The organism is Nocardiopsis endophytica, from assembly GCF_027706725.1.
GTDB classification, from domain to species: Bacteria; Actinomycetota; Actinomycetes; order Streptosporangiales; family Streptosporangiaceae; genus Nocardiopsis_A; species Nocardiopsis_A endophytica.
Genome location: NZ_JAQFWQ010000163.1, coordinates 1 through 13,032, shown reverse-complemented (window position 1 = coordinate 13,032; position 13,032 = coordinate 1). Strand labels below are relative to the sequence as shown.

The window sequence follows — 13,032 nt, the reverse complement described above, 5'->3', positions numbered from 1 at the left end:
TACTCCTAGCGTCCAGCGCATCTACACAAGTTGCACTGAACACTAGAAACCACCGACACCTTAAGAACGGGTTCCCCGAGATCAACGAGAGGGAGGGGCTCAGAGCCAGCCCTTGACCTTCTCCACCAGGCGGACCGGGTCGTCGCCCACCGGGGTCACGTTCAGCTCGGTCACGCCCGCGGCGCGGAAGGCCTCGATGCGCTCGCGCACGTAGGACTCGGGGCCCACCAGGTTGGTCAGCTCCAGCATCTCCTGGGGGACGGCCGCGGCGGCCTCGTCCTTGCGCCCAGCCAGGTACAGCTCCTGGATCTTGTCGGCCGCGTCCTCATAGCCGTAGCGCCGCGCGAGGGTGTTGTAGAAGTTCTTGCCCTTGGCGCCCATGCCGCCGACGTACAGGGCGATCATCGGGCGGACGAAGTCGAGGAGCTTCTTGGTCTCCTCGCCCTCGCCGATCGCGAGCATGCCCCCGGCGGAGATCTCCAGCTCGCCCAGGGACGGGTCGCGGTCGGCCCTGCCCGCGCGCAGCGACTCGGCCCAGACCGAGTCCGCCTTCTCCGGGATGAAGAAGATCGGCAGCCAGCCGTCGGCGATCTCGGCGGTCATCTTGACGTTCTTCTCGCCGAGCGAGGCGATGTAGACGGGGACCGCGCTGCGCACCGGGTGGTTGATGATCTTGAGCGGCTTGCCCAGCCCGGTGCCCTGCTCGGGCGGCAGCGGCAGCGTGAAGACCTTGCCGTCGTGGGAGAGGCGCTCCTCGCGCGCCCACACCTTGCGGCTGATCTCGACCACCTCGCGGGTGCGGGCCAGCGGGCGGTCGTAGGGGACGCCGTGCCAGCCCTCGATCACCTGCGGGCCGCTCGCGCCCAGCCCCAGCACGGCGCGGCCGTCGGACAGGTAGTCCAGGCCGGCGGCGGTCTGCGCGATCAGGGTGGGGGTGCGGGTGTAGACGGGCAGGATGGCGGCGCCGATGCGCACGCGCTCGGTGCGGGCGGCGATGTAGCCCATGAGGGTGGGGCTGTCGTACCCGTAGGCCTCGGCCACCCACACGGTGTCCAGGCCGGCCTTCTCCAGCTCGGCGATCTGGCCGACGGACTCCTTGGGGTCGCCGGCGTATTGCAGGGGCATGGAGATGCGCATGCTGCCTCCGTAGGTGGTCGCCCGTGATCGGGGCGACACTCTACCCCTGAGTAGGTTTGCCTCCGGCGACCGGGGCCGGTCGGCGGCGCGCCGCCCACCGGCCCCGATGCGCTCCCGCGTCCGGGGGCGCTCATGCGGGGGCGCCCCCGCAGGGGCGCCCCCGTCGCGCCTCAGGAGTAGGAGTGCTCGGCGTCCGGGAAGGACCCGCCGACGACCTCCTCGGCGAAGCTCTTGGCGGCGCCCGCCAGAGTGGAGTTGAGGTCGGCGTAGGCCTTGACGAACTTGGCCACGCGCGGGCTCAGGCCCGCCATGTCCTGCCAGACCAGCACCTGGGCGTCGGTGTCGGGGCCGGCCCCGATGCCCACCGTCGGGATGCTCAGCTCGGCGGTGATCCGGGCCGCCAGGTCGGCCGGGACGCACTCCAGGACGACCGAGAAGGCGCCCGCGTGCTCCAGCTCCTTGGCGTCGGCCAGCAGCGCCTCGGCGCCCTGGTCGCCGCGGCCCTGGACCCGGTAGCCGCCCAGGGTGTTGACCGACTGCGGGGTCAGCCCGATGTGCCCCATGACCGGGATCCCGGCCGAGACCAGGGCCTCGACCTGGGGGGCCATGCGGCGGCCGCCCTCCAGCTTGACGGCGTTGGCGTGGCCGTCCTTCATGAAGCGCGCGGCCGCCTCCAGCGCCTGCTCGGGCGAGGCCTGGTAGGCGCCGAAGGGCAGGTCGGCGACGACCATGGCGCGGGTGGTGGAGCGGGCCACCGCCGCGGTGAGCGGGAGCAGGTCGTCGACGGTGACGGGCAGCGTGGAGTCGTAGCCGTAGACGACCATGGCCGCCGAGTCGCCGACGAGGAGGACGGGGATCCCGGCCTCGTCGAAGACCCGCGCGGTGAGGGCGTCGTAGGCGGTCAGCATGGGCCAGCGCTCGCCGCGCTCCTTGGCGGCGGCGATGTCGCGCACGGTGACCCGGCGCGTGGAGGAGCCCCCGTACAGGGCGGGAGCGGACGTGGATGTGGACATGACGTGTTTTCCCTCCGGTGTCTCGAAGCGCCGAGGGCGTCTCCGGACGGTGTCGGTAAAAACGGGCGCGGCCATCCTCGCACGCGCGGGGAGGCGGAACCTCTGTCGGGGCCAACGCAGGAGGGGGCCGGGTTCATCCCTTCGCCAGGGGGATGCGCGCCACTCCACGGGGCGCACGGCAGAGCCCCCGCTCCGACCGAGGTCGGAGCGGGGCCGACCTCCCTCTCCCTGACGGCAGGCGCAGGAGGCTAGGAGTCCGGGTCCATGTCGGCCAGTTCCGCCCTGGCCTTCGTGTACAGCTCGGTGTCCTCCGCGCCTTCGAATTCCAGGAGTCGTCGCCACCAGGCACGCGCGGAGTCGAGGTCGCCCTGGGACTTCTCCAGGAGCCCGAGCCGGTACATGGCGGCCGGGGCGTCCGCCGTGTCCCCGCTCTTCGCGGCCTTGGAAAACCAATAGCGCGCCTTCTCAGTGTCCTCCTGTTCCTCTTCGAGGTCACCGAGGAGGAACGCGGCCAAGGCGGCCACTTCGGCCACGCCTGTATCCGCGGCCCGGGTCAGCCAATTCCGGGAGGCCTCGGCGTCGCCGCGTTTCCGGTCCAGGCGCCCGAGCCGTACCAGCGCTCGGGCCGTATGGAGCCTGCGTCCGCTCTCGACGCAGCGAACCAGCCAATTGCGCGCGGCTTCATCGTCCTCTTCGTCCATGGCCAGGACCGCTCGACCGTACATGGCGCGCGCCGCGAACTCGGTGTGGCCCGAAGCGGCCGCCTTTTCGTAGTAGTCCCGCGCCATGGAGCGCCGGCCGATGCCGTGTGCGGACTCGGCCATCTTCAATAGTGCTGCTGGCGCGGCTGTGGGATGATTGCTCGCCGCTGCAATGCGGAGCTGCTCGAAGGCGTGTTCGTGCTGTCCGGTGGAGATCCGAGCGCCGCCGATTCCCAAGCGCGCGGGAGCGACCACCACGGGGTGCCCGCAGTCCAGCGCCCGCCGGTACCAGACCTCCGCCTCGTGGGCCTCTCCACGGCGCCGTTCGAGGTCGCCGAGTTTCAGGGCGGCCATGGGCGCGATGAAGTCGAGCCTGGTGCGAACGGCCGCCAGGTACCACTCACGCGCATGCCCGACACTCTCCTCGTAGACCTCCCAGAACTCCCCGGCCCTGATCATCGCGTTCCCCGCCTCGTGGCGGTCACCACTGCGCGCGATGTCCTCGAGTACGGCGAGCACGTTCAGGTAGCCGTAGGACTCGGACATCACCACGGAGAGTCCGCCGATCCGGCGGGCGGCCTCGCGGCCGCTGCGCATCGGATCCTCCGGGGGCTCGTCCATGGGGATGACGCCCCCCTTGATCCGCTTCAGGTACTTCAGGTGGAGGTCGGCCTCCGCAATGGTGTCGTCGTCCTCTGCCTCCATGGCTCGCGCCAGATGCATGCGCGCCGTGTCGAAGTCCCCCGCGTACGTGAGGCCGATGCCGAGGACGAGCCGTTCCCCGGCGTCCGGTTCGACACCGGACCCGGCGATGAGGCGGTGCGCCGCCGGAAACTCCAGGGCCGCGATCGCCTTCAGGGCGATCCCGTATCTGGGCCTTCCGGTGAACGCCTCGTCGACGTACTCCCACATCGGCGCCGGGACCGGCCAGCCCCGGACGACGGGATCGGTGATCTCCCGGGCATCGTCGAACCGCATCGGGCTGTTGGTGAGCAGGGCGATGCGGGAAGTGACCGACGAGCCCAGGAACGATAGGCGCCACCGCGTCTCATCGGCGATGGCGGTCAGGAGCGGGTGCGGGGCGAAGTGCTCCTCTCGCGCGTCGTCGTCCGGGGTGATCAGCGCCGGGTGGTCCTGTGCCGGAGTCCGTGCCCGGTCGAGCGCCCGCTGGAAGTCCTCCACCTCGGGCACACTTTCGTCCCCATCGGAGCCGTGCGGACGCAGCGCCTCCCGGTAGCGCCGGTACAGCCCGAAGAGGCGGTCCCGGGTGAGAGGGACCGGCCTGCCGACCCGCTGCCAGTCGGTCACCGCCCGGACGAGTGCGAGGAAGCCGGGGTCCGCGCCGTGGGGATCGAGGGCCGTTCGGATGCCGTCCCAGTCCACCAGCTCCCGGCCGGCGTACACCTCGACGACACTGAACTCCGCTCGCTTCCTGACGGCGGAGTAGGGCGCGTGCTCGGGTGACTCGGTCTGCTCCAGTCCGCCGAGGAAGACTTGTGCGTTCCGCTGCATGAGCCGGTCCCGCTCCGACCTCCGCAGCCAGCCGTAGGCGTCCAGGTCGGAGGTGGCGAGGATGCGCAGTCCGTCCGGAAGGGCGTTCAAGTCGAGGGAGGCGAGTTCGGTGAGCCGCTCGCCGCCCAGGCGTTCCAGCCAGAGCACGGTGCCCGGTGCGCCTGAGAAGTGCTGCCCGGCGGCGGCCACCATGCTTTCCAGGGACACGCGGGGATCGTCGACGAACGCCACGACCGTGTGATCGTCCAGCGCGCTGCGGGCGTTGTGGGCGAGGGTGCGTGTGCCACCCGCCAAGCGGTGGGCCACCACCTCCACGACTTTGCGATCGGGGTCGCGGAGAGCGGCGACAAGCTCGTCGTCCACACTCCGGGCGATGTAAGGATTCGCGTCCTCGGGCCCGAGCCTGCACGGGTGCACACCCAGGTCGCCGAGCGACACTTCGGACAAGGTCTGAGGGGTTCCGGAGGGGGCCGGCAGGAAGAAGCGTGGGCGGGGGGAAGAAGATGTCGGGGGATCGGATTCAAAAGGCATCCGGGGGCAGTCCACCTCCGTTATCGGGGATCCTGCCCATCGGACGGGCACCGCCGGGAAACCGGTTCCCCGGCGGTGCCGCACCTGCGTGACGTGGTCCCCTCCGCCCCGACGGCTGCAGGGGTCTAGGAGTCCGGGTCCATGTCGGCCAGTTCCGCCCTGGCCTTCGTGTACAGCTCGGTGTCCTCTGCCCCCTCGAATTCCAGAAGGCGTCGCCACCAGGTGCGCGCGGCGTCGGTGTCGCCCTCGGACTTCTCCAGGAGCCCGAGCCGGTACATGGCGGCCGGGGCGGCCTCCTTGTGCCCGCTCTCTCCAGCCCTGGAATACCAGTCGCGCGCCTTGGCGGTGTCCTCCTGCTCCTCTTCGAGCTCACCGAGTCGGTACAAGGCCAACGGTGACCGATGGGGGTCGTCGTGCTCCAAGGTCAGCAGAAATCTCTCGCGAGCCCGATCGAGGTCACCGTCCTCCTGGTCGAGGATCGCTAGGTGGAGCAATGCGGCCACAACCACGGAGTCGTGCCCGGACTCCAGGATGAGCTCGTACCACTGCCGTGCTCGTTCGGTGTCCCCGTCTTCCTCTGCGGATAGGCCGAGCTGGCCCATCGACCACGCTGCCCACTCCGAGCCCTTGGCTCTCAGGCACAGCTTGAACCAGGACTCGGCTGACGCACGGTCGCCCTTCCAGTCTCTATAGGCACAGGCTGATCGATACATCGCCTCTGGGGAGACCGCGCTGTGTCCTATGCGGGCGGCTCGCTCGTAGTGCTCCAAAGCCTGTTCAAAGTCGCCACGCTTCTGTGCCAAGAAGCCGAGATTCAGCAGTCCGAACCCTCTGCTCCCGGAATCGCCCTCTTCAACGGCACGGCTGTACCACTCATGGGCACCCTGCAGGTCGTCGGAGTCCTCAGCGAGCTGTCCGAGATGGAGCATGGCCTTGCCTCGGTGGCTCTCCGGTCCTTCCTCGACCAGGTGTGTCCATCCATCGCGTGCTTTTTCGTGGTCGCCCTTCTCGCGAGCGATCAGCGCTAGGAAGTGCCGGGCGACGGCCTGCTGGCCGGCGTTCCCGACCTTGATCACACGCTCATACCAGGGCAGGGCTCTCTCGATGTCTCCGCGTTGTTTCAGTCCCTGCGCGACCAGGGGCACCGCCTTGGAGGAGAACGGCTCGACCCCCGATTCCGCGGCGCGTTCACTCCACTGCAGAGCCTCGTCGAGGCGCCCCTCGCCGTGTTCAAGGCTGCCGAGGAGGAACATGGCCTCGGCGGCGGCCTCGGCGATGCCCGTCCCTGCGGCCTGGGTCAGCCACTTCCGGGCGGCTTCGACGTCGCCACGTGTCCGTTCCAGGCGTCCGAGCCGTACCAGCGCGCGGGCCATGGTGGCCCTGTGTCCGGCCTCGACACAGCGGATCAGCCAATCGCGCGCAACCGCGACGTCCCTCTCGTCCATGGCCATGACGCCGAGACCGTACAGGCCGCGCGCCGCGCACTCGGTGTGACCCGTATCGGCGGCCATCTGGTAGCACGTCCGAGCTGTTCCATGCTCGCCGAGCTCGTAAGCGGCATCGGCCGATTCCACCAATGCCCATGGCATGGCCACGGGGTGGCGACTCGCCGTTGCCAAGAGGAGTTCCCTGAAGGCGTGTTCGTGCTTTGCGGCTGCGAGCTGGACCCGACCGATCCCCAAGCGCGCGAGAGGGACCACCGCCGGGTGCCCGCAGTCCATTGCCCGATAGAACCAGATCTCCGCGTCGCGGGCCTCTCCGTGGCGCCGTTCGAGGTCGCCGAGTTTCAGGGCGGCCGTGGGGGCGAGGACGTCGATCCTGGTGCGGACGGCCGACAGGTACCGCTCACGCGCGGCGTCGACCTTTCCCCGGGCGTATTCGAGCTCCCCGGCCCGGATCATCGCGTTCGCCGCCGCGTGGCGTTCACCATTGCGCGCGATGTCCGCGAGCGCGGTGAGCGCGTTCTCGACGCCACGGGCTTCGGCCACGATGTGGTCGAGTCCGCCGATCCGGCGGGCGGCGTCGCGGCCGCTGCTCAGTGGATCCTTCTTGCCGGTGGCGGGACGCGCGCTGAAGGGGACGGCGTCTCCTTCGAGCCGTTCCAAGTTGTCCAGCTGCAGTCGGGCTTCCGCTGCGGTCTCCGGGTCATCCGCCTCCATGGCCCGCGTCAGGTGCGTGCGCGCCGTGTCGAAGTCCTTCGTGAGCATGAGGCCCATGCCGAGTGAGAGCCGGTCCTCGGAGTCGGGTTCGACTCCGGATCCGGTGATGAGGCGGTGCGCCGCCGGAGCCTCCAAGGCGTTCATCGCCCTGTTGGCGATCTCGTATCGGAGCGGCCCGGTGAACGCCTCGTCGACGTACTCCCACATCGGCGCCGGGATCGGCCAGCCCCGGATGTCCGGGTCCACGATGTCCTGGATGCTGGCGCCCTCGCTGAGCGGCTTGCCGGTGAGCACGCCGATGCGGGAGGCGACCGAGGGGTCCACGAACGAGAGGTGCCACTGGGTCTCGTCGGCGATGGCGGTCAGGAGCGGGTGTGGTACGAAGTGCTCGTCGCTCGCGGCGCCTTCCGTAGTGACGAGGGCGGGGTGGTCCTGTGCCGGGGCCCGTGCGTGGTCGAGCGCCCGTTGGAAGTCCTCCTCGCCGGGCGTGCCCTCCTCGGTGTCGGACTTCTTTCGGCGCAGCGTCTCCCGGTAGCGCCGGTAAAGCTCGAAGAGGCGGTCGCGGGTGAGAGGACCCGGCCGCCCGATCCGCTGCCAGTCGGTCACCGCTCTGACGACTGCGAGGAGATCGGGGTCGGCATCATGGGGGTCGAGGGCCGTTCGGATGCCGTCCCAGTCCACCAGCTCCCGGCCGGCGTAGACCTCGACGACGCTGATCACCATCCGCTTCCTGACGGCGGAGTAGGACGGGCGCTCCGGGGACTCGTCCCTCCCCAGTCCGGCGAGGAAGACCTGTGTGTTCCGCTGTATGAGCCGGTCCCGCTCCGGCTGTTTCAGCGGACCGTAGGCGTCCAGGTCGGAGGTCGCGAGAATGCGCAGTCCGTCCGGTAGGGAATTCAGGTCGAGGGCGGCCAGTTCGATGAGCCGTCCGGTGTCCAAGCGCTCCAACCAGAGCACCGTGCCCGGGGAGCCGGGGGCATACCGCCCGGCTGCGGCCACCATGGCCTCCAGGGGCACGCGCGGATCGTCGACGAACGCCACGACGGTGTGATCGCCCAGGGGGCCGCGGGCGTTGTGCGCCAAGGTGCGTGTGGCTCCCGCCAAGCGGTGGGCGACCACCTCCACGACCTTGTGCCCGGGGTCGCGGAGGGCGGCGAGGAGTTCCTCGTCCACGCTTCGCGCGATGTAGGGGTTCGCGTCCTCGGGGCCCAGTTTGCACGGGTGCACGCCCAGGTCGGCGAGCGATACCTCGGACAAGGTCCGTGGGGTCCCTGCGGGGAGCGATGGGTGGAGTCGAGGGCGGGGGGATGAGGGGGCCGGGGAACCGGCCTCAGAAGGCATCCGGGGGGACAATCCGCCTCCAAGTTCAGGTTTCCTGCACCATCGGACGGCACCGCCGGGAAACCGGTTCCCCGGCGGTCCATGGCCGTTTCGTGCCACCCGTGGTGGGGGCACTCCCGCTTAGGGGCTGCCTCGTCCACCGCGTCGCCTAAGGCCCTCTAAGGGACCTCTAAGGCCCCACTCACCAGGGAAGATACGGCGACTTTCCGATACCGGGGGAGGGGGTTCCAGCGGGAGTGTGGAGGTGAGCCACCGAAAGGGAGGACACCCGTGCACCACCCCGAGCACTTGGACGAGCTGGCCCGGCAGCACCGGGAGAGGCTGCTCCGCGACGCGGAGGCCGAGCGCGCCGCGCGGGCCGCCCGGCGGCAGCGGGCGGAGGACGAGCGCCGCGAGCGGCGCAGTCGCATGCGGCGGCACTTTGGCTCGGCGGCATGAGTGGCCCGGCGGCATGAGCGGGTCGGCATCGTGACCGGACCCGGCGGCGTGCCCCGGCCGGGCGGCCCGGACCGGGGGAGTGAACCGTTGTCCACAACGCCCGAGCGCGGCCGTGCGGGAGGCGGAATCCCCGACATACTGGGCGCCGTGGACACACGGAGATCGGTTTTCGTCGGGCGCCGGGACCACCTGCGCGACCTCGCCGCCCATGCCCGCCGCACGCTCAAGGACGGTGCGGGGGCGGTGCTGGTCGGCGGCGAGGCCGGTGTGGGCAAGTCGCGGCTGCTCCGCGAGTACGCCCGCGTCCGCCCCATGCGCCGTGCCGTCGCCGGGGGCTGCCCGGAGCTGGGCGTCGAAGGCCTGCCCTACGCCCCGTTCACCGCCGCCCTGCGCCGGCTCGTGCGGGACGGGGCGGCCCCGGCCTCCGGCGGCCGGGGCGGTCCCCGGGAGCTGGCGCGGCTGCTCCCCGAGCTGGGCCCCGCTCCGTCGGGCCCCGAGGAGGGGCGCGCCCGCCTGTTCGAGGAGGTCCTGGTCCTGCTGGAGGAGGCCGCCGCGCCCGGCGGCCTCACCCTCGTACTGGAGGACATGCACTGGTCCGACGCCTCCACCCGGGACCTGCTCGTCTTCCTGCTGGGCAACCTGGACTCCGCGCCGGTGCAGGTGATCGCCACCTACCGAACCGACGACCTGCACCGCGGCCACCCGCTGCGGCGCCTGCTGCCCGAACTGGAGCGCCTGCCCGGCGTCGTGCGCACCGAGGTCCCGCCGCTGTCCCGGGACGAGGTGGCCGAGCTCGCCGAAGGGCTGGGCGGTCGGGCCCTGCCCGGCCGCCAGGCCGACCGGCTCTTCGAGCGCAGCGGCGGCAACCCGCTGTTCGTCGAGTCCTTCCTCGACCACCCCGACGCCGCCACGGCGCCCGTCCCCGACGGCCCCCGGGAGTTGCTGCTGGGTGCCCTGCGCACACTGGACGCCACCGCCGTAGGCGTGGTCCAGGCCGCCTCCGCCGCCGGGGAGCGGGTGCACCACGCCCTGCTGGAGGCCGTCAGCGGGATCGGCCCGGACGCCTTCGCGGCGGCCGTGCGCGCCGCCGTCGACGCCAACGCCCTGGTCCCGCGCGGCGACGCCTACGCCTTCCGGCACGCGCTGCTGTCCGAGGCCGTCCACGAGGACCTGCTGCCCGCCGAGCGCACCCGCCTGCACCGGCGCTACGCCGACGCCCTGGAGGCCGGTGTGGAGGGCCTGGAGTCCGACCGGGCCGCCATGCTGCTCGCCCACCACGCCTACGCCGCCCACGACCTGCCCCGGGCCCTGGAGGGCGCGTGGCGGGCCGCCGGGGCCGCCCACCGCGGTGCGGCCCTGCCCGAGCGGGTGTCCCTGCTGGAGCGCGTGCTGGAGCTGTGGGAGCAGGTCCCCGGCGCGGAGGAGCGCATCGGCCGCCCGCGTACCGAGCTGCTGTACGTGCTCTCCCAGGCCACGCTCGACAACGGGTCGCCGCGCCGGGCGGCCGAGTACGCGGGTGAGGGGCTCAAGGCCTACTCCCACTGGCTGGACAGCGGCATGTGCGAGGTGCGCTCGGCGCGGGTCGTTCCCGAGGAGGAGGCCGTGGCCATGGGGCGCCTGCTGCAGGCGCGCGGCGATGCCCGCAAGGAGATGTCCCAGGACGGAGCGTTGGAGGACTACGGCGAAGCGCTCCTTCGCCTGCCGGAGGGGCATCCCCTGCGCGCGCGGGTGACGGCGGGCCTGGCGAACACCCTGCTCGTGCGCGGGCATGACGACGAGGCCGGGCGTGCGGCCCAGAGCGCACTGGAACGCGCCCGGAAGGCGGGCGACGTCCGCAGCGAGGCCGACGCCCTGATCACGCTGGGCAGCCTGCTCTCGCACACCCCCGACACCGACGCGTCCGTCGCCGCCATCTCGGAGGGGATCCGACTGGCGCGCGAGGCCGGGGCCCTCTCGGTCGAGCTGCGCGGCCGGAACAACCTGGCGGCCACCTACGACCATGCGGGGCGTCCCGAGGAGGCGATGGACACCAATCGCGCCGCCGAGGAGCGTCTGGCCGAACTGGGGCTGTCGCGCACCCAGGGCGGGGCGTTCGCCATCGGGATCGCCCATCACCTCCATGGCAAGGGGGAGCTCGCCCGGGCTGTGGACCTGCTGCGCTCGCTCCGCCCCGACCCCAACCCCCGCAGTCAGGGGCGGCGTCACCGGCTGCTGGCGGAGGTTCACCGGATGCAGGGCGCTACGGCGGAAGTGGCCGAGGCGGTGGACGCCGCCGAGACGCTGATGCCGCCGGAGAGCTCGGCACGGGTCGAGACGCTCGGCAACCTCGCCCCGAGGGCGTGGCTCCATCAGGCCCAAGGGAGGATCGACGAAGGCCTCGACACGCTCGATGCCCTCATGAGGAGCCTGGAGGAGGACCGCCCCTGGGCCGGGGGAGTGTGGATCGGGATGGCGCTCGCCACCGCCGCCGAGCTGGTCCGCGACTTCGCGCACGGCGCCGCCGGGGACCCCGGGCGCACGGCCGCGGTCGACGCGCTCAAGCGGCGGATCGGGCGGAAGGCCGAGGACCTGCCGGAGGAGGACGCGCGCCCGTTCATCGTCAAGGTGGACGCCCGCGCGGTCCGGGCCTATCTGGCGATGGACGAGGACCCGCGGGCCGCCGACGAGCACTGGGCCTGGCATGAGCGGGAGATGCGGAGCCGCGGCCTGCGGGGCTTCCTCCTCCAGTCACTCCTCGGCCGGGCCGAGTGCGCCCTCGCCCTCGGTGAGCGCGAGCGGGCCGTCGCGCACCTGCACGAGCTGCACGCCCTGGCGATGGAGTGCGGAGCGGGCCTGTACCTCCAGCGCGCCCTACGGGTGATGGAGGCCCACGGCATCGCCCCGCCCGCGCCCGGACCGGCGCATCCCGCACCCGCCCGGGGCGACGACACGCCCGGGGGCCGGGCCGGTCACGAGCCCGCGGATACCCCCGGTGCCGCCCTTCCCGCGCTCACCCCGCGTGAGCGCGAGGTACTGGTCCAGGTCGCCCAAGGTCGGACCAACCGGGAGATCGCCGACGATCTGGTCATATCGGCGAAAACGGTGAGCGTCCACGTTTCCAACGTGCTCGGCAAGCTCGGCGTCGCGAATCGGAATGCGGCCGCCCGCAAAGCGATCGATTCCGGACTCGTCTGAGCGACCTCGGAAAATGCCCCATATAGCGGCGTAAGGTAGGGGGCCACCGGCCGCGACCTCGGCGTGCCGGGCCGCTCCGGGCGATCCCCGGGGCATTCGCACTGTACGGGAGAGGGTCCTTCTGGCATAAACTGTTCGCAGCAGCGGCCTCCCGAATCGCATTCCACTACCGCGGCCATCTCGCGCAAGGAAGGAATTCCGTTGTGAGTGGGCACCCCCCGTCCCCGGGTGCGGCACGGACCGTCGAGGCGGTCCCACCCGCGCCCCCCGCGCGCCCGATCCGCGTCCTGCTCGTCGACGACCACGCCTTCTTCCGCCGCGGACTGGTGTCGGTCCTGGAGGAGGAGCCCGACATCGACGTCGTCGGCGAGTGCGGCAGCGGCGAGGAGGCCGTCCGCCAGGTCGCGCGCCTGGCCCCGGACGTGGTCCTGATGGACGTGTGGATGCCCGGCGGAGGCGGCATCGACGCCTGCTCCGGAATCCGCGCCCACGCCCCCCACGCCAAGATCACCATGCTCACCATGAGCGACGAGGAGGACGACCTCTTCGAGGCGCTCAAGGCGGGCGCCGACGGCTACCTGCTCAAGGAGATCAGCGTCGACGAGCTGCCCGACGCGGTCCGCTCCATCTCCGACGGCCAGTCGTTCATCAACGCCTCCATGGCCACCAAGCTCATCGGCGAGTTCACCACCCTGGCCAAGCGCGACGGGGCCGAGCGGCGCCGCGCCGCGCCCCGGCTCACCGGCCGCGAGACCGAGGTGCTGCGCCTGGTGGCCCGGTGCTTCAACAACAAGGAGATCGCCGACGCGCTGTTCATCTCCGAGAACACCGTCAAGAACCACATCCGCAACATCCTGGAGAAACTCCAGTTGCATTCGCGGACCGAGGCCGCGGTGTACGCGGTCCGGGAGAAGGTGCTCGAAATCGACTGACCCGGCCGGGCGCCGCGGGGTTCCGCGGCGCCCCTGTGCCGTTGATCTCGGGGAACTCGGGGTTAAACCGGACACGATAAGCCCGGCTTCCCCG

The 13,032-nt window shown here is 71.4% G+C and carries 7 protein-coding genes; 3 read left to right on the top strand and 4 right to left on the bottom strand.

From position 1 onward, the window contains the following. Window positions 1-99 precede the first annotated feature (99 nt). The 4 genes from O4J56_RS30645 to O4J56_RS30630 all read right to left on the bottom strand — a co-directional run bounded on the left by O4J56_RS30645 (window position 100) and on the right by O4J56_RS30630 (window position 8,310). Entirely contained in the window at window positions 100-1,137 is a 1,038-nt protein-coding gene (locus O4J56_RS30645; protein WP_270690630.1) for an LLM class F420-dependent oxidoreductase, read from the bottom strand. A 170-nt stretch (window positions 1,138-1,307) separates the two neighbouring features. Next, complete coding sequence (gene panB / locus O4J56_RS30640) at window positions 1,308-2,150, bottom strand: 3-methyl-2-oxobutanoate hydroxymethyltransferase (RefSeq protein ID WP_270690629.1); 843 nt, start codon at window positions 2,148-2,150, stop codon at window positions 1,308-1,310. Between the two features lie 248 nt (window positions 2,151-2,398). Continuing rightward, a complete protein-coding gene (locus O4J56_RS30635; protein WP_270690628.1) occupies window positions 2,399-4,726 on the bottom strand; it encodes a tetratricopeptide repeat protein in 2,328 nt (775 codons plus the stop codon). A gap of 293 nt (window positions 4,727-5,019) precedes the next feature. Then, entirely contained in the window at window positions 5,020-8,310 is a 3,291-nt protein-coding gene (locus O4J56_RS30630) for a tetratricopeptide repeat protein (protein WP_270690626.1), read from the bottom strand. A 354-nt stretch (window positions 8,311-8,664) separates the two neighbouring features. On the opposite strand from O4J56_RS30630, the gene O4J56_RS30625 reads away from it, so the two are divergent. The 3 genes from O4J56_RS30625 to O4J56_RS30615 all read left to right on the top strand — a co-directional run bounded on the left by O4J56_RS30625 (window position 8,665) and on the right by O4J56_RS30615 (window position 12,938). Next, complete coding sequence (locus O4J56_RS30625) at window positions 8,665-8,832, top strand: hypothetical protein (protein WP_270690625.1); 168 nt, start codon at window positions 8,665-8,667, stop codon at window positions 8,830-8,832. 147 nt (window positions 8,833-8,979) lie between these two features. Then, window positions 8,980-12,006 (top strand): helix-turn-helix transcriptional regulator, encoded by a 3,027-nt coding sequence (locus O4J56_RS30620; protein WP_270690624.1) that lies wholly within the window; start codon window positions 8,980-8,982, stop codon window positions 12,004-12,006. 203 nt (window positions 12,007-12,209) lie between these two features. Continuing rightward, on the top strand, window positions 12,210-12,938 hold the full coding sequence (locus O4J56_RS30615; protein ID WP_270690622.1) for a response regulator: 729 nt from the start codon (window positions 12,210-12,212) through the stop codon (window positions 12,936-12,938). Window positions 12,939-13,032: the final 94 nt, after the last annotated feature.